The 25,308-nt window shown below is 28.4% G+C and carries 16 protein-coding genes; 10 read left to right on the top strand and 6 right to left on the bottom strand.

Annotation, left to right across the window (positions count from 1 at the left end; all coding sequences use genetic code 4):
• The first annotated feature begins 225 nt into the window (after positions 1–225).
• Positions 226–369 carry a hypothetical protein gene (locus ACR82Z_RS00855; protein WP_435128810.1) on the top strand — a complete coding sequence of 48 codons (144 nt, stop codon included), beginning with the start codon at positions 226–228 and terminating at the stop codon, positions 367–369.
• A 557-nt stretch (positions 370–926) separates the two neighbouring features.
• Here ACR82Z_RS00855 and ACR82Z_RS00850 read toward each other — a convergent pair.
• From ACR82Z_RS00850 to ACR82Z_RS00830, 5 genes are all read right to left on the bottom strand, one after another.
• The gene (locus tag ACR82Z_RS00850; protein ID WP_435129929.1) at positions 927–1,697 is read right to left on the bottom strand and encodes an IS30 family transposase; all 771 of its coding nucleotides are present in this window, start codon (positions 1,695–1,697) and stop codon (positions 927–929) included.
• Positions 1,698–2,148: 451 nt separating this feature from the next.
• Positions 2,149–2,412, bottom strand: a complete 264-nt coding sequence (rpmA, locus tag ACR82Z_RS00845; protein ID WP_435129925.1) for a 50S ribosomal protein L27 — start codon at positions 2,410–2,412, stop codon at positions 2,149–2,151.
• A gap of 6 nt (positions 2,413–2,418) precedes the next feature.
• Positions 2,419–2,718, bottom strand: a complete 300-nt coding sequence (gene rplU / locus ACR82Z_RS00840) for a 50S ribosomal protein L21 (RefSeq protein ID WP_435129922.1) — start codon at positions 2,716–2,718, stop codon at positions 2,419–2,421.
• A gap of 112 nt (positions 2,719–2,830) precedes the next feature.
• Complete coding sequence (locus tag ACR82Z_RS00835; protein WP_435129919.1) at positions 2,831–3,076, bottom strand: hypothetical protein; 246 nt, start codon at positions 3,074–3,076, stop codon at positions 2,831–2,833.
• A 58-nt stretch (positions 3,077–3,134) separates the two neighbouring features.
• The gene (locus ACR82Z_RS00830; protein ID WP_435129916.1) at positions 3,135–4,442 is read right to left on the bottom strand and encodes a YitT family protein; all 1,308 of its coding nucleotides are present in this window, start codon (positions 4,440–4,442) and stop codon (positions 3,135–3,137) included.
• A 675-nt stretch (positions 4,443–5,117) separates the two neighbouring features.
• Here ACR82Z_RS00830 and ACR82Z_RS00825 point away from each other — a divergent pair.
• From ACR82Z_RS00825 to ACR82Z_RS00810, 4 genes are all read left to right on the top strand, one after another.
• Complete coding sequence (locus tag ACR82Z_RS00825; protein ID WP_435129913.1) at positions 5,118–8,993, top strand: hypothetical protein; 3,876 nt, start codon at positions 5,118–5,120, stop codon at positions 8,991–8,993.
• 183 nt (positions 8,994–9,176) lie between these two features.
• A complete protein-coding gene (locus ACR82Z_RS00820) occupies positions 9,177–9,440 on the top strand; it encodes a transposase (protein WP_435128564.1) in 264 nt (87 codons plus the stop codon).
• The gene (locus tag ACR82Z_RS00815; protein WP_435129228.1) at positions 9,373–9,738 is read left to right on the top strand and encodes a transposase; all 366 of its coding nucleotides are present in this window, start codon (positions 9,373–9,375) and stop codon (positions 9,736–9,738) included. The genes ACR82Z_RS00820 and ACR82Z_RS00815 overlap by 68 nt, the downstream gene beginning before the upstream one ends.
• Positions 9,720–10,457, top strand: a complete 738-nt coding sequence (locus ACR82Z_RS00810) for a transposase (protein WP_435129911.1) — start codon at positions 9,720–9,722, stop codon at positions 10,455–10,457. Before ACR82Z_RS00815 ends, ACR82Z_RS00810 begins: the two co-directional genes overlap by 19 nt.
• A gap of 106 nt (positions 10,458–10,563) precedes the next feature.
• Here ACR82Z_RS00810 and ACR82Z_RS00805 read toward each other — a convergent pair whose 3' ends face one another.
• The gene (locus ACR82Z_RS00805; RefSeq protein ID WP_435129908.1) at positions 10,564–13,260 is read right to left on the bottom strand and encodes an HsdM family class I SAM-dependent methyltransferase; all 2,697 of its coding nucleotides are present in this window, start codon (positions 13,258–13,260) and stop codon (positions 10,564–10,566) included.
• Positions 13,261–13,867: 607 nt separating this feature from the next.
• Between ACR82Z_RS00805 and ACR82Z_RS00800 the strand changes: the two genes are divergently transcribed.
• From ACR82Z_RS00800 to ACR82Z_RS00780, 5 genes are all read left to right on the top strand, one after another.
• Positions 13,868–17,680, top strand: a complete 3,813-nt coding sequence (locus ACR82Z_RS00800) for an Ig-like domain-containing protein (RefSeq protein ID WP_435129905.1) — start codon at positions 13,868–13,870, stop codon at positions 17,678–17,680.
• Positions 17,681–17,963: 283 nt separating this feature from the next.
• Positions 17,964–21,917, top strand: a complete 3,954-nt coding sequence (locus ACR82Z_RS00795; RefSeq protein WP_435129902.1) for an Ig-like domain-containing protein — start codon at positions 17,964–17,966, stop codon at positions 21,915–21,917.
• A gap of 574 nt (positions 21,918–22,491) precedes the next feature.
• Positions 22,492–22,716, top strand: coding sequence for a hypothetical protein (locus ACR82Z_RS00790; protein WP_435129899.1), 225 nt, complete (start codon positions 22,492–22,494; stop codon positions 22,714–22,716).
• 179 nt (positions 22,717–22,895) lie between these two features.
• The gene (locus ACR82Z_RS00785; protein ID WP_435129896.1) at positions 22,896–23,033 is read left to right on the top strand and encodes a hypothetical protein; all 138 of its coding nucleotides are present in this window, start codon (positions 22,896–22,898) and stop codon (positions 23,031–23,033) included.
• A gap of 44 nt (positions 23,034–23,077) precedes the next feature.
• Positions 23,078–24,670: a hypothetical protein gene (locus tag ACR82Z_RS00780; protein ID WP_435129893.1), complete on the top strand. Its 1,593-nt coding sequence runs from the start codon at positions 23,078–23,080 to the stop codon at positions 24,668–24,670.
• Positions 24,671–25,308 lie beyond the last annotated feature (638 nt).

Here is a 25,308-nt window from a genome sequence, read left to right as displayed (position 1 = left end):
GGCTTAAGAAAAACACATCAAGTTTAAATATCAAATGTTTCTTGAGTGTCATTTAAAGAAATTAACACTTAAAGAAACTGCAGCGATTTGTGGAATTAATTTAAAAACAGACTTTTGTTTGAAGACATAAATTATTAGATTTTATTAAATCTAAGCAAAAAGAATCAGATGTCAGTAGTGGAATAATCGAGACTTGACGAAATATATTTTCTTGATGTAAAAAAGGTGAGACACAAGAACGGAATAGGTAGAGCAGCAAGAAAACGTGGAAAATCTTTATACTATAACTCAAAAAGAGGTATAAATAGTGATTTAGATTGTGTTTCTACTATGGTTGATAGAAATGGGGAATCGCAATTTCTTATTTAGGAAAAGGTAAACCTTCTGCAGAAAAACTATATTTTGCTTTTAAATACAAAGTTAAAAATCCTGAATCTGCAAAATTTATAACTGATGGGGAAACATCATATAAACCTTTTATAAATAAGATAGGTGCATCTCATTATATTGTTGGTGCTTCTAAGAAAAAATCTTTTGTTTATAAAGAAAATTCAGATAAAACAAAAAGTGTAAGGGAAAAATTACATATACAAAATGTTAATAATTTTCATCGCAAGATTAAAGAATTAATTGAAAATGTATATAACGGAGTTTCAAGTAAAAATTTAGATAAGTATATAAATTGGGTAAAGTGAACAAGAATAAACAAAGGAAATCATTATTCAATGATGATAAACTTTAAATAAATTTTTAACAAGCAGGTAAAAATAAGACAAAAAGATTTTTTGGATTCTTAAAATATAACAAAAAATAAGAATTTAAATTAAATAATAAGTTGTTTTTTAGTTTTTTAACAAAAACATTTAAAATTATTTAAAAACACACATTTAAAACATAAATAGCTATATAAATTTGTAATCTGTATGCTAAATAAAAAGACTCTTAAATTCTCAACCATTATCTTGTGTAATTGATTTAACATTTAATTTGTATTTTTTAATTGTGTCTCAAAGTAATCGATTAATCTTTCAAGGATTTTTTTCTGGTAGAAGAATGATAATTCCATATCTTGTAATTCTCTCTGTGAAAATAAGTAAATGACTATGTTTTGCACGGTTTCTTCCTATGATTAAATCGACTTCTCAATGTCCATATTCACTTCTTTCTGCAATACTAGTTGGACGAGATCAAAAAGGACGAATCCATCTTTTTCCTACTAATTTTTCTACTCCACTTTTGTAGTCATCTGGATGTTTCTTTCTATATTTGCTGCGTAAACAGTCTTTTCTGCTTATAACTCAAACACCACTTTCGATTCAGTTGAATACTGTTCTTAAAGCTGGTATTTGCACTTTTTGAGTATTTTTAATATACTGATAAGTGACATCGATTCCAAAACTTCTTTTATTAAATTTGCTATGGAAAATTTGCGAAAATATATCATATTTATGCATGTGTGATTTTAAAATACAATGCTTTTTTCATTGATTTCTTATCTCACATTTTTCTTGCGCATAATAAGCATCATAACCAAATAAATGAGAATTTCTCTTTATTTCTCTGCTGATAGATGAACGTGAAATTTTCATTTCTGTTGAAATTTCAGTTAGTGATTTTTTCTCTGTTTTTAATAAAAATTCTAATCAAATTCTTGTTTTCAGGGTAAAATTATTAATGAGAGGCTCCTTTCTATTCACTAGATAGAAAAGGGGTTTTTTACAACCGTAATAATTTTATTTAGAAATAACAAAAACAAAGCTTCTCTTTGTAAAATATACATACAATACATTTATCTGTTTTGCACTTTCACCACCCCCTCTGCCCCTCCTAATGGCAAAATAGGCGGGGGAACTTTCTTTTTTGTAAAAAAGAAACAAAAAAACTCCCTACTTTGCAAACTCAGTTTACAAAGCAGGTTTTATTTTTTAAGCTTGCATAAAAAATAAAAAAAGTTACTAAATTTAAAATTTAACTTTTGGGATTAATGACTTTGTAAGTTCAAAATTATTTTTGCTTTTGTTAAATTAATATCGTAAATTTATTATTGAAAATATTTGTGGTTATACAAAAAAAGCTACACAATAGTCTAATTTTTATAGTGTAGCTTTTTAGATTGCATTTTGGGGAAGAGCGAATGCCCTTCTTTTGTTAATTTGATTTTCTTTCAGGGTATGCTGAAACAAATTTTCTGTTTTTTCTGCTTTCGTATTTTATATAACCATCAATTAAAGTAAATAAAGTATCATCACCACCACGACCTACATTATTACCTGCATGGATTTTGGTTCCACGTTGTCTATAAATAATAGATCCAGCAGTAGCGAATTGTCCGTCACCTAATTTAGCACCTAAACGTTTTGAATGTGAATCACGACCATTACGAGTAGATCCACCTGCTTTTGTCTTTGCCATTTCTTATTATCCTTGAATAGACACTATCTTAACACGTGTATATGGTTGACGGTGTCCAAGCTTTCTTTTGTGTGTTGATTTTGCATTGTGACGATATACTATAATTTTCTTTGCTTTACCTTGTTTTTCAATTGTTCCGGTTACAAAAGCATCTTTTAAATAAGGAGTACCAATCTTGGTATCTACAAGTAAAACCTTATCAAATTTTACTTCACTACCTTCTTCTCCATCGATTTTTTCGATAAAAATGGTTTGTCCTTCTTTAACTAAAATTTGTTTTCCACCTGTTTCAATAATTGCTAACATGCAATCCTCCAAAAAGTGGCTCGTCTTTGAGGTGAGCTATGCTACTTAAACCTTTTCAGAACGGTTACTCATGGTAACTAATTTATTATACCAAAAAGAGTTTATATCCAAATTAAAAGATAATATAGTTTGTTTTAGAATTTGTTGTTGAACTTTTCTCATTATGACTTCATTTGTAAGTGGTTGTTTTATCCTTAATTTCACCATTTGCTGAAAATGCTGTTCTAAACAAACCAACTATTGAAGCAAGTGATGAAGCTAACAAAGGAATACCAGTGAGTAAACTTAAAAAAGCAAAACCTGGTTTAATCTTGTTAAGTTGTCTTCCTTTAATTTCTTGTAGTTGATTAAGTCTCATTTATACCTCCACTTTTATTATTAATAAAAATAAAATTAGCACTAAAATAGCACTAATTTTAATGTTCGACAAATTCGGTATTAAAGTTTCCGACAACTTGTTTTACCCTTGAAATTGATATTCAAATGTTTGGATCAATTAATTTTAAATCAGAAATTATGTTAGGTGTTTCTAAAATAAGCATAACTGTTGAAATTTTTGTTGCTTGTTTACCTGTATATCCTGATTTATAAGATTCAATTCGATATGAATGTCAGTAGTTTATTAGACGAAAGTAAGCTAATACTTTTTCAGGATTACAACTGATAATAGTGACATCAACTTTTTTATATTTTGGATAAAGAATATCAATAAAAACATTAACAATTAAAATATATAAAAATGTTGTTAATTCACGGATACCAAAATAAATTCGATGTGGACCACTCCCATTAACACTATTTTTATTGTTAAAAATTTCTTTGAGTTTATTTATATCTCAACTACCATTTATAAATGCATTATCCTTGTATACAGGCATATTTGCAATATTTGTAATAATCCTCCCTTCGTTATCTAATGGATTGGGATATAAATAGTTAGGTTTTAAAAAAGCAAAGATGATTAAAAATGTAATAGCAGTAGCAACTCCGATAATTGATAACACATGGCCAACATTTTTCTTTGATTTAACCGAAAAATAATAAGCGATAATATCAGTTCCACCTGTTGATCCACCCGATCTTCAAGAAATCGAGATACCTAAAGCAATAAATAATGCACCAATAAAAGAATAAACGATATTACTTCAGTTGCTTGTAGGTTCATTTCTTTCGGTAAATGTAATGAATTCCTGTAAGCCGACAGATATCACAGGTGCTGTAAAGAAAAGGTTAGTTAATATCTGAAATAACATAAACGTTAGGGTTAAAAAGATAAAGCTTTTTTTAATCCGTCATCCAAAAATTAAAAATAACGGGATATTGAATGCTAAATATAACAAAGCAAAATAAGGTTCTACAGCAGGTACTGCATATTGAATTAATGTAGGTATTCCAGTAACACCAGATGGGATAGTTTCTGCACGTTTTAAGAAGATTTGAATTCCTGCATTAAACAATAAAGAAGCAATAAATATAAAGATTACCTTATTTCAGTATCTTTTGAACAATCTTTTAAAATTTAATCCATGATCTTTAGAATTTAAAAGATATACACCCATCTTGTATTTAAGATGATGTGTGTTATTTTCGATGTTTTCTAAATCGATATTATTGTTTAATTTTTTGTCTACTATATTAGCAACTTTATGCTCATCTAATGCTTTATTTATGTGAAACTCACAGCAATTATTATCATTTGAATTAGTATTATCTAATGAAGTCATATTGATATAATTTTATTCTTTTTTAATAAAAAAGAAATTTATTGTATTTTCAAAAATAACTATGTAACGGGAAAATAAAGTTATATTTCCACAAAAACTTTATCATTTATGAATCAAAATATAAAAAAAAGGGAGAGTGTTGTCCGACACTCCCGAGCTGCAGATAATCACTTTTATTCTGGCACAGCATGAACTTAGCTAAGGTTCATTTTAAATACTGGGTTTTCACCAAGCACCTTGACTTTGGTCAATATACTCTTTTCGGATTCTGGGTGCTACTAACACACGGAGTTTTTATACTGCTATTCACATAGCGATCAACCGAAAACCTATGTTTGGTAACGTTTGATTGCAACCACCACAGTTGTCAACAAACACACAGGCAAACTTGTGTTATCCGTTAAAGTAATTAAAAACAGTTTCAACCACCTACTTTTGTTAATACGATAACTCAGACGGTGTTCCAACCGTAAGTAGGTGTGCATTAAATCCAAGCAGGATTCACTCTGCCACCTTTTTTAATATTTTATCACTTTGTGTAAGAGAAGTAAGAAAATAATTTCATTTTTATTTAAAAAAATAACACAGGAAATTCTCAAAATTTGATACAATTATTCTACATTAAAAAAATTAATATTAATACAATCATATATATATATATATATGGAGGACCTTATGAAAGACAAGAAAAAGAAAAATAAATTAGCAATGTTTTTAGTTTCTTCAGCAGTTTTTGCATCTGCAGTTACTGCTGCAGTTATTGCTGCTGTGTATGCACCTAGATCATCTGAACTAACTTCAGAAGAGAAAGCAAAGGAAACTGAAATAAATCCCAAACCACCTAAACAAGAAAAACCAATTGATGTTGTTCCTGTTGCGCCGGTAGAAAGAAAAGAACAATATTTAAAAGATATCAATGCTATTAAAAATACTGTAAATACCAAGAGATTTTCAAAAACATCTTATTTTGATTATAAGAGTAATGAATTGCTAGATGACTTACGTAGTTTAAATACCGATATTAAGAAAGCGAATCCAAGTGAAATGGATGCTAATAAGATGTCAATTCTTTCTGAAAAAGCAGGATTATTAATCAAAGTTTCTGATGCAATTGAATCGTTATTTAACAAGGTTGCAAAATCTAACTTCATTGATGAAATTAAAAAAACTTTTTATTTAGATGAATATCAAGATTTATTATTAAAAGTTCAAAAACAACAAACAGATGAAGCGAAAATAAATGATGATCGCTTTAAACAAAATGAAGCATATGCTGCATCTATAGATGATCCAGATAAACCGAATAGTTTAGTTAAACAACTTCAAGCATTAAAGGTTAGATCAGATTATCAAAAGAATTTTGAAACTATAGATTATTTACAAAGATTAATATCACTTATAAAAGATAAAAAAGAAGCAAATGCAGATTCTCAGCCACAATTACAAAAAGAGTTAAATGCTATTAAAATCTCATTAGACACTGCACTATCAGATAACCCTGATGCAAATGTAAATGATAAACTTGAAAGTCTAAAAACAAAAGTATTAGGGAAATTAAAAACCGAGAATACAGATGAAAATCAAAGAGGTCAGTTACTTTTAGATGCTCAAAAGGATTCATTAATTCAATTAACTAAACAGTCAGAGGATTTAGATAAGTTTGATAATCAAATTAAAAATGCAAAAACACAAGCAGAGTTAGATAAAGTAAAAAATGATCTTGATAAAGCACTTGATTTATTGTGAGTTAATACACATACACTTGCTATTTCACAAAGATTAGATAATTTTAAAGTTAAATTTGACCAAGCAGGTGAAAAAATCATTACTATAGAAAATAAACGTTTATTTAACGGAAACTATTTAGATCAAGGGGTTACTCAGATTCAATATGATTCAATAATGAATGAAAATCCAGAACTTCAAAAAGAATCATTTATCAAATCTGTTAAAATGTTCCGTAATAAAGTTGCTGAATTAAAAGCGTTGATTGCGAAAATAGATTCAAGCAATGCAGTGCAAAAAACATATTCTGATAATTTAAGTCAAATAATAAGCGATGAAAGTAAAACACTTTATGATATTAATTTGCTTGAAGAACAAGTTAATGCAACACTAAAAAAACAAGACTTTGTTAAGCAAGAAGTTGATTTATTAAATAAAAATACAGAAGTTCCATCAAATGTTAAAAGTGCATTCGTTGATTTATTGAATGCTTCTGTAAATGATTCATTATTAAAATTAGATCAAATTAAATGACTTTCTGAGTTATATATATCTACTTTAAATATTAAAAAGGCTGCATTAGATGAAATAAATAAAATCGCTGATAATGCTAAGAAGCAAGAACTTTTAAAAGCATTTAATGAAATAATTTCACCTATTTTAGATAAAACCGATGCAACTTCTGCAAATATTAGTAAATCTGTTACTGATATACTTGAAAAAATCGCAACAAAGGTAAAAGAATATAATGAAACAATAGAAAAAGTTCAAAAAGACAAAAATGAAGATGAACTCAAGAATTTTAAATTTGACCAAATTGATAATCGTGCTAAATTCTTAGAATTATTAACTAAGGCACAAACTGTAAATAATGCTGTTGCAAAAAGAAAAGCAATTAACGAGGTTGAATTAGGTTATGTAAAGAGCATTCAAGATATAATCAATGAAGCACAAAAGCAAAAACAAACTAATTTTAATAATGTAACCAAAGATGGTGATAAAGAAACAAGTGATATTAATACTATCTATACAAACCTTAAAACAGTTGAATCAAGCATTGTTGAAGATACTACAACTGAAAAAATAATTAAAGTTTTAGAAGACGCTAATGAAGCAGATATCGCTACCTTAAAAGCTACCGATGGAGCTTTAACAAGTGAACAATCAACTAAGTTTGATAAAGAACTTGAAGAAGCCAAAAAAGCCACACCAAATACTGATAAACTTAAAAAATTACAAGAGTTGAAAACGAAATTATTTGAAGCTAAAAATACAGCAGTAGATGCAGATCAAAGTTTGATACCAGATTTAATAGAAAAATTAACTGTTCAAAAAAGCAGGGATGCATTTAAAGAATATTATCAAAAAAATAAAGCAACAATGACTAGTGCTCAATTGGTTAATGATTTTCTATATGGTAATCCAACAAACGAATCTGATAATACTAAACAAGGTATATTAACACAATTAAATTCAGAATTAAATTCCGAATTAGTTATTCAGTATAAAAATAAATCTGATTTAGATAAAATGTTAGTTGATTCAAATCCACAGAAAAAAGAATCATTTGATACAGTTTCAACTGAATTTTCAAAGGCATTAACTAATGATGTTGTCGATTTATCAAAAGCAGTATATACAGTTGATGCAGCAAAAACTTTTGTTGTTAAATTGCGTGATGATGCAAATAGTTTATGAACAAGAACATTGTTTATTAGTCAAGAAGATGGGGTTAATGGAATTGGAACTACTAAATTTAGTCAAATTATTCATGATGCTGAAAGTTCAGAGGAAAAACTCAGAAAAGCAATTGGTATAGGTAACCAGTTGCTAGAAAAATTTAGATTTGCAGTTGTAATGGATTTAAGAAAACTTTCTGATGTAGATCAAAGAAAAGCTCATTTAATTGAATTTCTTCAAGGAAAAGGTTCGGACCATGTTCCAAATTCTGTAAGAACTTATAAAGCACTATCAATATTTATTAATGCAATTGTAGATACACAGAAATTAATAGATCAAATTAAAGACCAAAATAATAAATCTCAATTGCAAGAAGAATTACGTGTTGCAACAGATGCTTCAAAAGTAAATGAAGTAAAAGTTAAAGTTCAAAAAGTATTAGATGAACAAAATAAACAAGATGCTGAAACTGATAAAAGAGATTTTGATGCAAAAAAACCTAAAATCGCTTCATTAGCAGCGACAATAACAAATACCGATGCAAAAACTAAGCTAACCAAACAAGTTAATGATTCTACTAATCTGCAAGAGTTGAATATCGCTGAAAAAGCAGTCAATGATCAGCTTGCTAATGAAAAGACAGCAAAAGATTTAGCTGATTTAAAAGCAGAAGTTCAAACATTAATTAATAAGCTTTCAGAAGCAGACAAACCAACATATCAAGCAAAATTAGATAAACCAGAAAATAATAATACCAAAGCACTTACTGCTTTAAAAAACGAAGTAGAAGTAAAACTTGATCAAAAAAATAAACCTACTGAATCAAAACCAACAGATTCACAAAAAGCATCTGAGCAAAAACAAACTCCACAACCACAAGAAGAAGCAGAAAATCCAAATAACCAACAAGCAAACACAGAGCAAAACCCTCAAACTAAAGCAAACGATCAAACAAAACAAGATAAACCAAAAACAAATGAAAGCACAACAACTAATACAGAAACTAAAACACCTACAAATTCTAGGAATAGCAAATCAAAAACAACAGCCGCAATAATAGCAGCAGTAGTTTCTTCTGTAATCGCACTTATAACTCTACTTTCATTTGGTTGATATTTAAAGAAAAAGAAAAATAATAAAGCATAAAATAATAGCACCAATGGTGCTATATTTTATTCTATATACTAATTATAGTGTTGCAAACCGGGACCTTAAAAAAAGTTGTGTATTCATAACTGAGTTATCTTCACAAAAAAGATTTTTTAAAAAATATTAAAAAAGAGTGAAACTCCTTTAAAATTGTATGTGAAATAAAACAAAGGAGAACACATGACAGATATTATATCAAAAAATTTGTTAATTTCAGAAAAGATTAATGAAATAAAAGAAAATGGGTTTAAATTCGTAGCAGAATTTTCAAGAGATATCATTACTAATATAATGAATGCAATCTTAAAAGAAGAGTTTGATGAGAACTTAAAATTTGAATTTGAAAATTCTAAATATGAAAAGAAAAATACACGAAATGGTTATTATACAAGAAGCACTAGATACACCTATTGGAAAAGCATTGCTAAATGTTCCAAGAGATAGAGCAGGAAGAATTAAAAGTAAATTATTTACCAGATATAGTCGAAGAAGTGATGATCTTACTCAGATGATAATGTCCTTTTGCAAACTAGGTGGTTCTTATAAAGAAATCACTGATTTCATTGAGAATTCTACAGACATAAAAATGTCAAGACAAACAATTTCTAATATCTTTACTACTACAAAGGAAAAGGTAGATGAATTCCAAAATAGAAAGTCTACCAAAGAAATTTCAAGCAATTTTTCTTGATTCTACTTACTTTTCCATCAAACGAGGAAGTTATGCAAAGGAAGTCTATAAATATCGTTATGGGAATTGACGAAAATGGTTATAAGCAAGTGCTAAACTTTGAAATTTGTCCAAATGAAAACAAAGGAATTTTTAGAGAATTATTACTAAAAATCAAGGAACAAGGTGTGAAGAAGTTGAAATTTTTGTCTTTGACGGATTTACCTGGTTTAGAAAATGTTGTAAATGAAATTTTTCCAAAATCTAAGACTCAAAGATGTCTTATACACATTCAAAGAAATATTGTGTCTAAAGTAAGGGTTTCTGATCGTAAAGAAATTTCTAATGATTTTATGTTGATTGCAAAACGAAGTAATATAATTGAAGCACAAAAAGAACTAGAAAACTTTGTATCAAAATGAACTATAAAAGGTTACAAAAAGAAGTCTCATATCTTTTGCAAATGCAAAAATTTATTAACATTTTTGATTTTCCACCTGAAAAGCGTAAATCTATTTATACAACAAATCCAATCGAGATCCTTAAACTCGAATATGAAATTGATTTTAAAAAGAAAAGTTTCATTTCCTAATACGGAAAGTTTATCACTGCTTTTAGCACATATTTTTGATAACTGAAATATTGACAGAAGTTTTAGAGCAACAAAAACGGATTTAGAAATATTGGTTAAACTTCGATTTGGTATTGAAAAACCTGCAAAATATAAAGCAAAAGAACAAAAGATTACTTTTGTTCGCTTTATTTTGCGGGTTTTTCAAAAAAATTTTTAAATTTTTCTGATAAGATGCTATTATATATACTACTTACCTTTTTATAGGATATAACTTAGATTTTATTAAAATACACAAGAATTTTTATAATGTCGACAAACCGATCCTACTTCTTAAAAATCAAATCCTTTTGCATAAATACATTATTTTTGAAATTATACTCACTGATTTTTGCATATGTAATTTTGAAACCATCTAATAAAACATTCATATCATAGATAATATTGTTAGTATTATTATAAATATAGTTATAAAAATTATCTCTGATTTTCTTATCTGTAATTCTTATTACATATATAGCAGCGGACACAAAATAATTATCATCTGCGATAGCTATTTTTTTAGCATTCGGTAGACTTGAAAAGACAATATCACCTTTTAAAGCAAGTTTTGATGATTTTTTATTTTTATTATTTTTATGTTTAATTTTACCATTTTGGATATCTGATATTTCTAAGTATTTATAATTTACATTTTTATCATAAACAGGATTAATTGCATCAGCGATATCGTTGATACTGATATAACCAGTTTTCGGTTTGCTAAATCTTGGATAAATAATACGTTTTTGATCTTTATCTAACAACAACATCTGATTAATATTTTTAATAAAAGTAAACTTATTCAACTTACTTACAGTGTTTTTAGTCAAAAATTCATTAACAATTGGAGCATAATTTTGTTTTAAATTATCATTTAGTAAGGTTATCCCTAACTTATTACGATTAGCACTAAATTCATAACCTAAAAATTCTTTTTCGGCATTATTGCCAGCAAACAAAGTTTTAGGTGAGTTAATAACTAATATATTATAATTTAACTCTACATTATCTTGTTTTTGCATAAATAAGATAATAGGAGATGTTGTAGTTCCACTAAAAGTTATATCTGCTGATTCAAAAATGGTTCTAATTTTAAAGTGTGTTAAAACAAATTCACGTGCTGATGCATATTGTGCGGCTGTTAAAAAAGATCTAGGTAGAATTATAGCTGCATAAGCATCATCTTTAAGTAATTGATAAGTTCTTTCGATGAATAATACTTCTATTTCACTGCTTTTAGCATCCAGTGTTTTCAGTAAACTAAAATCTTCACTAGTGACATTGTTTTTCAAAATATTTTTTAAAAAACCAGCAATAGAAAAAGGTGGATTTGCGATCACAAAATCAAATATAGGATTCAGGGTTTTCTCGGTGTATAAAGGACTATTTATAAATTCAATAGAATTAAATTTATTAATTCCATCCGTATTAATAATTTGTGCTTCACCATCACCATTTAAAAATGTAGATATTTTAGATGTCTTTGCCAATCGATAATCTTTTTCTATCCCAACAACATGCTCATTTGCTCAACTAAAAGGGTTAATTTGATAACTTTGAATTAGTTTATTTACAGCAGATGTATAAATAGGATGAAGTTTTTGGACAACATTTTCGATATAATCCATATACGAAACCAAAAAGTGTCCACTTCCACTAGCATAATCAATCATTTTAGGAATAAAATCTATATTTTTTTGTTCTAACTTAGATTTAATAAGTGTTTCAATAGGTAGGGAGTTAACCATAAATTCTACTATCGGCATTGGAGTAAAGAATTGGCCAGATTCTTGTTTTCAAGATGTGTTAAGAAGTTCTTCGAAAAAGTCCCCTAAAAATTGATGTTTGTTGTTGTATTTAAATTTATATGATTGCAGTAATAAAACCATTTCTTTTAAAACACCATTGTTTTCGATAAATGTTTTATCATCGAAAACTTCAATAAAAGAAAAAGCATTATTTTTCTTTAAACGCAAATCATCTATAACTTGACGGAGTTTTTGTTTATTATCATTATTTTCAATGATTGATTCAATTTCCGAATCAGAGTAGTCAATAATTTGTTTTTTCATACAATAATTCATACCATTTTTGTATAAATCATTTAATCTTTTAAGAAAACTTAAATCATTATCAATATTATTGATGAATTGAAATTGCATCCCATTAATTTTTTGTCCATCTATTTCAAAATTACTATCTTCTAAAATTTCATCATATACTTTTGCAATAAAAATATTAATCATCTTATCAAATGCATTAGATTTATCAGAAACACTATTTTGTCTAAGAATGCTTAAAAACTGGTTAAAAATAAGTTTCACCGCATCAGAATCTATTCTTTTTAATTGATGATATTTAATTACTTGAAATTCTGCTTCAAAGAGATTGTTGTTGAAAACAAAATTACTTATATCTCATTGTTTGTTTCATATTTCATACATTGATTCAGTTGATTCTGCTTTTGCTAAAATATCATTAATAAAAATATTAAAAAATTGGTGACTTTGGTTTATAAAGTTATAGGTGTAGTAACTGCCAACCTTGATGTTTTTATCTTGAAAAAGATAACTAAATATTTGCATAGTATGCTTAGCAGATTTATGATTGATATATTTATGGATTGAGTTTATATCTTTAACTTCAAAAATATAATAAGGTTTTGCATCTTTTAATACAACTACATCTGCAAAACCGGATGTATTGTGTCCAAGTTTTCAACTTTTTTCTAAATATATTTGTGATTTTTTATAGCCTTTTTCTAACAGTGAAGCAACTAACATTAAAACTGATCAATTTTCATTTTTGCTTAAATCAAAAATCCTTTGGTGTCCAAAGTTTTTAAAGTTTTCTATACATCATTTTTGATTATTTAAATCTATTTTAATAATAGCATTCTTGATTCTGATTGTTACAACACCATCTTCTTTTGAAAACAAAGGAAAAGCATTTAATAAAGTGTTTAAGTATATTGCATCCATAAGTATCTTTCTAATTATATATGATTTTGATATAACGGTTTAAAAAGGTAAAAAAAGAGACTTATGTCTCTGAATTATTATGTGAAAGGAGGGTTATCTCAAGCAGTAAGACTTATAAGTCTTTCATTCTTGTCTTAAACAAGGTTCTTAATAATAATATCATAGTTTTGTAAAAAACCAAGAAAAATATAATATTGCTTTTAAATACTAATACTCGGTATCAGTAAGAAGAATCTGACCGTTTCTTTTAGTGTGCAGGTGCAGACAAAATGTAACCTTAATCACAAATAAAATAGTTTACCAAACCACTAACATCTATGTATTTTCGTTTCTTTCTGTTGAATATTTTCTCTAATGTGTTGAATATAATATAAATAAATATAAATTTTATGTATATTAAACAACCTAATAATGAAAAGAAAATAAAAATTTCCAGTTTTATTCTCAAAAATAATATAAAAACAAAAAAAAAAAAAAACAATTCAAAAATTTAAATAAAATTAAAAGTGTTTTATTTGGTTATTTTAAATATAAAACATATTTTCTAGTAAATAGTATATTTAGATGATTTGCTAAATCATCTAACTTTATAAAAAGAAAGGGAAAAATGAGAAAAAGAAATAAATTACTTACATCTCTTTTATTTATATCTGCTTCTACAACAGCGATAGCAGTAAGTTGTGGCAGTCAAACACCTGCTGCTAAACCGGAAACACCAGGAAAAGAAACACCACCAAGTGAGCAAACTAAACCAGGTAATCAAACCCCACCTGATGAAGGAAGCAAACCTAGCGATGGAACACCAAAACCAGGTGATGGTGGAACAACCAATCCAGGAGAAGAAGCTAAACCAGGACAAGGAAGTGGTTCACAAACACAAAATCCAGGTGCTTCTGGAGAAAGTGGTAATAAACCAGGTGATGGTTCTGGAACAGGTACTACAACACCAGAAGTCGGAACAAAGCCTGGTTCAGGAAACACAGATGGTTCAGGAACAAATCAAACACAGGAACCAGTTGTTCCTAAAAAAGAAGCTGCTAGTGTTGTAGCGATCGATGCAAACAATTTATACAGTCAAGTGAACAAAGAACTTTCATTACCATATACAGTGCAAGCATACTATAGTGATGGAACAACTAAAGAAGTTCCTGTTTCATGAGAAACATCAAAAATTAAAAAGGAAACTCCTGCTGTTTATCAAATTACCGCAACAGTTGCAGGTAAGCAATTTGTAAAAGAATATGAAGTATATAATGAAAGTGCTTTTCAGATAGAAAATCCTTATATTACAGTATATGAGAATGATAAAGTAACATTACCTGAAACAGTTAAAGTCATCTCTAAATTTGGTACATCTAATGAACCTGTTGTATGAAATGAGCATTCATCAGTTTCAACATCAAAAGGTACACAGCAAGATATCACAATCCAAGGGCATCTAAAAGACTATACTGATCAACCCGTAACAGCATACTTAAAAGTTGTAGATAATAACTATACAACTAATACATCTACTAACATTGTAGATACTAATGCATCTAATACCAATCATGCAACAGCAACCGTTAGCCCTGCTAAAACTGGTTCTGGCGATGCTATTACCAATATAGTTGATGGAACTTGAAATAGTAGTGAAAATAAATTTACCAACTATGTAGGAGATCGTCAAGCAGATGCTAAGACAGGACAAATAACAATTGATTTAAAAACCAAACAAGATATTGCAGGTGTTAAGTTATTTATGTTTGCTGATTTTAATACAGGTAATAACGGACCAAAATACTTATATATTTCCACATCAGAAGATGGACAAACATTCCATCGGGTATTTAATCAAAGTAAAAGTGATAACTTCGCATTAAATACATCTGCTAATATACAAGATGCTAATAATAGCAACAACTATGTAATAACTTTTGAAAAAGTTAATGCACAATATATTCGTTTTGATTATGAAAACTATCCACGCGATGATACCCATAATTATGTTTTTGGTTTAAGAGAAGTGTTTGTATATGGTGCTACCAAAGCACAAGGACACAGAGAAAAGGATAGTAGTAACTCACTTGATTCTATTGTTGTTAATGGACATGGTATAACAACAGATACATCCACATTATTTTCTCCCGACAAACTTGATTATAACGGAACCAGTAGTCCTAGTGATAATTTCCCAACCGAAGTAGATTTTAACTTACCACAACCAAGTCGTGCAAGGGTGCAAACCTTTAGCATCCAAATTGATGCAAATACCAAAAAATGATATGCATTAGTTTGATCAGAAACAGGACAAGTTAAAACATATACTTATACTCATAGATTACTTACCAATACCAAAAAACTTACCACTGTTGCTTTCTCAGTTCCAGACATTACAATTGGACAAGCACAACCTGTTACATTTAATTTAATTGCAAGTGATAACACTAAGATAGAGCCAAAAGACCTAGATAAAAATGGAATTGAATTTCACTTAGTAAATAATCAAAATCCAAATATATACATTAGTTATCAAAGTGGTAATTTTATCGGTCGTCACTTCACTAATGCTCAACAAGTAGTGATGAAAGTAACATATCAAGGAATTTCATATACATCTGCACCTGTAAGTATCAATGTCTTAGAATCACCTACTTCTCCTTTCTTGTTTAGAATGGATGAATTAGCAGTTGCTAAAACTCAAACCTTAGATGTTTTAAAAGGTGATAATATAACATTACCTAAATACATCGAAGCAATTTATCCAGGTGATAAATATGCTAGATATGTTGATGTAACATGAAATAATGTTCCAACAACAGCAAATAATGTTGGATTCTTTACTTATAGTGGAACCGCAACATATCGAAACTTAACTAGAACTGTAACAGCAGCAGTAGCTGTGCATGATATTAAGCGAGTTTCAGATATTCATATTTCAACTTTAAGTGGATATGCACCTGATTTACCTAATACTGTTACTGTATTTGATGATTTAGGTAGAGCATATACTAGACCAGTTATTTTCCCTACATTATCTGATGATGAACTTAATTCAACTGATGTTGTGATGAAAGAAGCAAGTGTTGCTGGAACAAACTTAAAAGCAAAATTATATGTTGCTAAGGTAGCTCGAAGTGCAAACACCACAGCTTCTGTTGTTTCTCAAAAATCAGCAACTACACAAGGACAAACTTCTGCATTATTCCCTGCTGCATTCGCTTCTTCTACTATGAGTGCAAGTACATCACAAGATAGTAGTGCTGTCACATATTCTGTAGATTCATTAAATGATGGAACTGCTGCAGCAAATACCACAACTCCTGTTTGAAGCAATAAATATACTGAAGCAGAAAGCACACCAAAAACACAAGTTGCTAGTTCAGTGGGTTCAGAATCTAGTTCTGATAAGTCCGATACAGAACATACAGAATCACAAGCAGGAAGTGGCACTACAGATAATCAAGAAGGAAAAGGACAAGCTGAACATTCAAGTGGTTCAACAGTAGTATCTGCTGCGAAAGCAGAAGAATCTAAAACAGTAAAACAAAGCGAAACACATACAGATACAACAAATATTGCTAATGATAACTATGTTGGAGTTGCTTTTGGGGATTCTACATCTAAGTCTGTTAAAGTAGATCGAGTTAAAGTGTGATTTGCAGCAGCTGATGATGCTAAGAAAGTAGGTATTCCTACAACTGTTAGTGTCGAATATTTATCATCAGCAGTCACAGGATTAACCGATTCTACAAAAACTCAATTATCTAATCTAAATGATAGTTCATCAACTGCAACAAACTTAAAAACTGGTACCTGAACCCACATCACCTTACAAAAACAAAACACTACTATTAAATCAAATGATTATACTGAGTTAATCTTTGCTAAACCAGTTGATGCATATGCAGTAAGAATAAAATTTAGCATCCCAACCAATAAAAAATCAGTGCAAATTAAAGAGTTTCAAGTTCTTGCTCCAAATACAAATGTTTCAAAACAAAGTAGTTTTGAAACAACTGTAAAATATGATCAAAATAACTATCCAGGATTTAATGAAAAAGCAGATATTACAACTTATACTTTAGGACCAGATCAAAGTTTGGATAAATTACATATTTCTGCTACAAATAATGCTAATATCTTTACAACTTTACAAGATGAAACTTTAACAGTTACTGTTTCATCAGAAGATGCAAGTAATTTTAAAACATATGTATTTAAAACTACATCTGCTGATGCACTAGCAGAACGAAGATCAAAAGTAGTTGATAAAGTTTGATATTTACTAAACAACTTTACCAGCAAAAACTATACCCTTACCAAAGGAAGTGCAGTATATGCACAAGCGTATAAGGTTTGAGGCATTACTAAAACAGCATCAGTTACTGATTTAGAAAAAGCTTGAAATGAATTAGAAACATTAATGAAACAAGATTAATTATTAATATTCACATCGCATTGTAAACAATGCGATGTTTTTGTATATTTTTGTTGATATATTATATCTATATTTACTGTTAAAAAGTAGGATAATGAAAAATAAAGAAAATTTTGCAGTTTTATCTTTTAAAATTACCTAAAAACAAAAAAAAAAAAAAACAATTCAAAAATTTAAATAAAATAGAAAGTGTTTTATTTTCAAAAACATTGTTTTTGTAATAAAACAAATTTACTAGAAAATAAAGTTTTATAAATATTCAAATAATGTAAAAGGAATAATTATGAGGAAAAAGGATAAATTACTTACATCGCTTTTATTTATATCTGCTTCTACCACAGCGATAGCGGCTAGTTGCGGCAGTCAAGGTTCAACTACCAAACCGAAAACACCTGAAGAAGGAAAAACACCAGGTGAACAACCTAAACCAGGCAATCAAACACCACCTGATGAAGGAAGCAAACCTGGTGATGGAACTCAAAAACCAGGAGGTGGTGAAACAACTAATCCAGGTGAAGAAATAAAACCAGGACAAGGAAGTGGTTCACAAACACAAAATCCAGGTGGTTCTGGCGAAAGTGGTAATAAACCAGGTGATGGTTCAGGGAACGGTTCACAAACAACACCACCAGAAAATGGTGGACAAAATTCAGGTAACAGCCAAGGAAACGTTGATAGCAAACCTGGTAATGGTAGTGAAAACCAAACCACACCCCCTGGTAATGCTAATGAACTAAATCCTAGTGATACAGATGATTTAGATGAAGAACAAACTTCTAAACAACCTGCAAGTATTTTAGATATAGATGCAAATAATTTACATAGTGAAATAAACAATGAACTTGTTTTACCTTCTAAAGTCAATGCTATTTATAGCGATGGAAGCAAAAAGGAAGTTGATGTCACATGAGATAGTGCTAAAGTTGATAAAACCAGAGCCGCAGTCTACCAAATAACTGCGACAGTTGATGGTAAATCATTTGTAAAAGAATATGAAGTATATACCTTTGAAAATGCATATCAAGTTGAAAGTCCTTATATAACAGTCTATGAAAATGATTCAATTAGTTTGCCTGCAACAGTAAATGTGTTTTCTAAATATGATAGTAAACCAGAAGCTGTAACTTGAAATTCTACAACTAATGTTTCAACTGCAAACGGAACATCAAGTGATATTCAAATCAAAGGACATTTAAATGCTTATGCTGATAAAGAAGTTACTGCTTATTTAAAGGTTGTTGATAGTAATTACACTACAGGAACACAAAATATTGTAGATACAACCTCATCTGATCCTAATCATGCAACTGCAACGGCTGTCCCAGCACAAACTGGTATAGAAAAAATAGTTGATGGAACTTGAAATAACAGAGATAATAATTCTAATAACTGAGTAGGTGATCGTCAAGCGAATGCTCAGACAGGTCAAATTACTATCGATTTAAAGACTGCGCAAGATATAGGTGGTGTTAAGTTATTTATGTTTGCTGATTATAATACTGGAACAAATGGGCCGAAAAGTCTATATATTTCAACTTCAGAAGATGGAGTTAATTTCCATCGGGTATTTAATCAATCAAAATATTCTGATTTTACATTAGTAAATTCATCTACTGTCGGAGTTACTAATGAAAATAATTCTAATAATTATAAGATTACTTTTGAAAAAGTACATGCTAGATATGTTCGTTTTGATTATGTCAATTATCCAAGAACAGATGTACCGACAAAATCATATGTATTTGGATTACTTGAAGTATTTGTTTATGGAGCCACAAAAACTACCGGACATCGAACAAAGGATGCCAGCGATTCATTAGAATCGATAGTTGTAAAAGGGAATGGAGTTACATCTGATACATCAACATCGTTTGCTGCTGATAAATTAGATTATCAAGGAAGTAGTAGTTTTACAGATGGATTCCCAACAAAAGTTGATTTTAACCTACCAAATCCATCAAGAGCTAGAATGCAAACTTTTAGCATTCAAATCGATAAGTTTACTAAAAAATATTATGCTTTTGTATGATCGGAAACTGGAGTTACAAAAACATATACATATACTCATAAATTAATTAATAAATTAAAAACTGTAGCGTTCTCGGTTTCGGATATTACCATTGGACAAGCACAAGCAGTTGATGCTTCATTAGTTTTAGAAGATGGAACTAAAATTACACCCGAGTGATTAGATAAGGATGGATTTAAATTTGAATTAGTTAATTCAAATTTAACTAATATTTTCTTTGATTATCAAGATGGATACTTTATCGGTAGACACTTTACCAATAGTCAACCTGTGGTATTAAAAGTAAAATACCAAGGAGTTGATTATACATCTGCACCAGTAAATATTAATGTTAATGAAACACCTGGTTCAAATGCTTTCTATATGGATAATTTATCCGTTGCTAAGACACAGACTATTGATGTTTTAAAAGGTGATAATATTAATTTACCTAAATACATCGAAGCAATTTATCCAGGTGATAAATATCCTAGATGAATTGATGTAACATGAGATAATGTTCCAGAAAAAGCCGATAAAGTAGGTTTTTATACTTATAAAGGAACTGTGTCATATCGTGGATTTACTCGTGATGTAACTGCTGCTGTTTCCGTACATGATTTGGTAAAAGTTGCAGATACACATATTGCAACATTATCTGGATATGCTCCTATCTTACCTACATCAGTTACTGTTTATGATGATTTAGGTAATTCATATACTAAATCTGTTACATTTGAAAATTTAACAGAAGATGAATTAAATTCTGATCAGATTGTTGAAAAAACAGCAACAGTTACAGGAACAAATTTAACAGTAAAATTATTTGTACGTAAAGTTCCAAGAACCACTACTACAAAAACAACTGTTGTTTCACAAAAAACATCAGGAAGTTCTGATTTATTCCCTGCTGCATTTGCTTCATCTACTATGACTGCAAGTGCATCAAGTGACAATTCTACTGCTGTCACATATTCTGTAGATTCATTAAATGACGGAACTGCTGATGCATCAACAACAACTTCTGTTTGAAGCAATAAGCATAATGTAGTTGCACAAAATACAAAGTCAGAAGAAGGTAAAAATACACAAGAAAATGCAGGTGCATCAGGAGAAGGTGGTTCTGCTTCTCCAGCAAAATCTAATGATGGACAAACAACTGATGAGGGTTCGCAAGAAGAAACTCATACAGTTTCAACAAATAGTGGTGCTGAAGGTTCACATACTGATTCTTCAACCTCGACTGGTAGTTCAGGGAAAGGTTCATCAGTTTCAGAACCTATGACTCAATCAATGGAAGTATCAACTGTTGCAGAAGTACAAGAAGGAAAAACTGTAAAACAAACACCAGATACACCAGCAAAAGTAAATGAAAATTATGTTGGTATAGCTTTTGGTTCAACCACATCAGCATCAGTTAAAATAGATCGAGTTAAAGTATGATTTGCAGCAGCTGATACTGATAAAAAAATTGGTATTCCTACTAATTTAAGTGTCGAATATTTATCTTCAGCAGTCACAGGATTGGATAGTTCAAATAAAAGTCAATTATCTAATCTAAATGATGACTCATCAAATGCAACAAACTTAAAAACTGGTACCTGAACCCACATCACCTTACAAAACCAAAACCCAACTATTAAACCAAATGATTATACTGAGTTAATCTTTGCTAAACCAGTTGATGCATATGCAGTAAGAATAAAATTTACTTTACCGAATGGATCAGATGCAGTAGTTATTAAAGAACTGCAAGCGTTATCACCTGATACAAATGTAACAAAAGAAAGCACCTTTACATTAAATGTAAAATATGCAAACAACAATTATCCAGGATTTAATGAACATCCAGAAATTACTGATTATACATTAGCAGTTGATCAAAGTCTTAACTTATTAACATTTTCTGCAACAAATAATGCTAATATTTTTACATCTTATCAAGATGAAACCCTAACAGTTGTTGTAACATCTGAAGATGGAAGTATGTCAAAAACTTATAAGTTTAAGACTAACACAGCAGATGCTTTGATCAAAGAACGCAGTGATATTAGTAAAAAAGTCAGAAGATTGCTAAGAAAATTTGCTGATCGTGAATATACTTTAACTAAAGGAACTGAAATTTATGCAAAGGCATATAAAGTATATGGAATGAGCAAAACAGCAAAACTTACTGAATTACAAAAAGCCTGAGATGATTTACAAAAATTAATGAATTCAAATAAGTAGCAAATGCTACTTTTTTGAATCAAATTTATGTAGTTTGTGTAGATTTGATAAAATTGTTTTATGGAAATTTTATTATTGGTAATTACAGAACCTTTTAAATATTTATGAGGGTTTCTGTAAAACCTTTTTGATATACAAAGTTGAAAAGGCTCAACAGAAAAAATTGAATCAATAGAAATTTTTGTTTATTTACCAATAATAAATATTGTTTTCTTAGTTATTAGCATACTTAATGCGTTAAGAATCATCCTGAATCCTACAATATGGCTATTTTCATATAAGGTGAGTTTACTGACTTTAATTGCTATCTATATCGCAGCTGAAACGGCATTTATAGTTATTTATATTATATATTTAGGAAATAATATCAAAGAAAATGGTTGGATATGAATTTTATTTTCCTGTATACTGATGGTATTTTTCTTAATTGTCAGTATTTGATCGTTATATGATTTTTATTGGTTTGTAATTGATGTAATAAAAAACTTTTCTGTATGATTTCCGTTTATTACAGGTTTTGTGCAATTTTTAATTGGATTATTATATACATTAATGATTGCATCAGCATTTTTTTATGTTTGCATCTCATATTTTAATGGCTGCATCAATGTTTGAAAATCATAAGTTCTATGGACCTTGAAAACCGATACAAAGTTTATCAATGTTTTCTATAATGATTATTCCGATAATAGCAATTGTTTCATTTATTTTGCTTGTTGTGCTTATTGTGCTTTCAATCATTTTATTTTTTACATTATTATACTGAGGTTTAAAACTACTAGCAAACATTGCTAAATAAATTTCAAAATGTATTTAACTATAAAGATAGTATGTGATATAATACATCTGAGTTATATGAAAATTTGAATTAAAACTATAAGTTTTATTGTAATACTTTTGTATTAAATTTCATTACAATATTTAAAACATTAATATTGTAATTTTATATAACTTATAAAATGAAAGGGGATTAAAAAAATGGAACTCTTTAACTTTGATTTAGTACAGCCACATACTATGGAAAAGATTTTACTCGCTGAATCTTCATCTGAAGTTGCTACATTAGAATCAAAAAGAATTATTACAATCATCTGTCCAATATTTCCTAGATGATAAATTTATCATATTGATTTATAAAATAAGGGGTCAAAATTAGTACTTTGATTAAAATAAAAAGATTTTATGATAAATTTGATAACAGATGTGATATTTATAATGATGAAACTTTTGCATATTATAAATATCGTAAAGCAAAACTGCCTGATAAAGGTTGAAAAATACATATTTCAACTGATATAAAATCTTATAATGATATTCTGCAACGAGTAGTTACATTTTGTAAGATTCATAACATAAGTTTTAAATATATCCAAAATTACAAGGTTTTATATCAGAGTTTATTTGAAAAACAATTAAACAATTTGACTGGTAAATTTATTACTATTTATCCTACAAGTGCAAAAGAAGCAAAAGAAATAATTATTAATTTATATCCAATTTTAAAGGAATTTAAAGCACCTTTAACATATTCAGATAAGCAATATAAAAAGAGTATTATTCATTATCGATATGGCAGTATTAGTAAAAAAGATGAAAATGAATATAAAAAAATTGTAAAAATGTATAAACCTGCTGATATCAAAGATTTATTTTACAGTAAACCAATTTCTAAAATAATTAATGGTTATAACTTAATAGGTTTAATAACATTTGATTCCTTTTCTAATATATGATTAGCAACAAAGGATAACCAAAAATATGTGATAAAAGAAAGTAAAAAATACTTTTTAAACGGTGAAAACCTTAAAGCAAGAGAGCATGAGTCAATAATTGCATCTATATCTGAAATACCAAATTTTCCAGTATATATTGAGAAATTCTGAAATTCGCAAAGTATTTTTTATGTATATAAATATTGCGAAGGAAAACAACTAGATCTATATAAATATGATTATAATTTACTTTATGATGTTAGTGAAGCAAAACAAAATAAAGTTATTGATTTAATTGATTCATTTAGATATTTCTTTAATACATTAAAAAACAGTCCAGTTGTTTTAAACGATGTGAAAATGGATAATTTTCTTTATAATGAAGATAAAAAGATGCTCTATTTTGTTGATTTAGAACATTCACAATATCATAAAAGTTCATCACCAATGAATGTTAAAAATCCTTATTGTAATACTAATAATTTAACACACTCTACAGATAAAATGAAGATTTTCTATATGTTATTAGATTTTCTATTTGATTATAAAAAAGATTCTTCCTTAAATCCATCAGATTATTTATCACTCATTTTTTATTTGAACAACTCGTATGAACTCTTAAACATTGCAATTTTTTTATTTAAAGTATTTAATAGAAAACTAACTATTAAACATTTTGATTCGTTGTATAACCTTGAAATAATAAATGAAATCTTTGGCAATAAAAATGATTTATTACCAGCGATTTCAAGTATAACTGATATATTTAATTACCTAAATTTAAGATTAATTTATAGCAATTTTGCTTTCCAAAGTATTTTACAAGTTCTTATTGATATAAAAACAAGTTATGAAGCAAAATTAGTCCTTGAAAAATGATATAAATCTATAAAAGAAAAGTTAGATTATAATCTGTTTTATGATACAGGAAATTATCATTCACCATATTTAATAAACGGAAGTGCAGGTATTTTATATATTTTGCTTGGCTATTTATGTTTTAAATGTGTGTTTTTAAATAATTTTAAATGTTTTTGTTAAAAAACTAAAAAACAACTTATTATTTAATTTAAATTCTTATTTTTTGTTATATTTTAAGAATCCAAAAAATCTTTTTGTCTTATTTTTACCTGCTTGTTAAAAATTTATTTAAAGTCATCATCATTGAATAATGATTTCCTTTGTTTATTCTTGTTCACTTTACCCAATTTATATACTTATCTAAATTTTTACTTGAAACTCCGTTATATACATTTTCAATTAATTCTTTAATCTTGCGATGAAAATTATTAACATTTTGTATATGTAATTTTTCCCTTACACTTTTTGTTTTATCTGAATTTTCTTTATAAACAAAAGATTTTTTCTTAGAAACATCAACAATATAATGAGATGCACCTATCTTATTTATAAAAGGTTTATATGATGTTTCCCCATCAGTTATAAATTTTGCAGATTCAGGATTTTTAACTTTGTATTTAAAAGCAAAATATAGTTTTTCTGCAGAAGGTTTACCTTTTCCTAAATAAGAAATTGCGATTCCCCATTTCTATCAACCATAGTAGAAACACAATCTAAATCACTATTTATACCTCTTTTTGAGTTATAGTATAAAGATTTTCCACGTTTTCTTGCTGCTCTACCTATTCCGTTCTTGTGTCTACCTTTTTTACATCAAG

This window comes from Mycoplasma sp. 6243, from assembly GCF_051200785.1.
In the GTDB taxonomy this organism is placed as follows: Bacteria; Bacillota_I; Bacilli_A; order Mycoplasmatales; family Metamycoplasmataceae; genus Mycoplasmopsis.
This window is presented reverse-complemented; position numbering and strand designations above follow the sequence as displayed.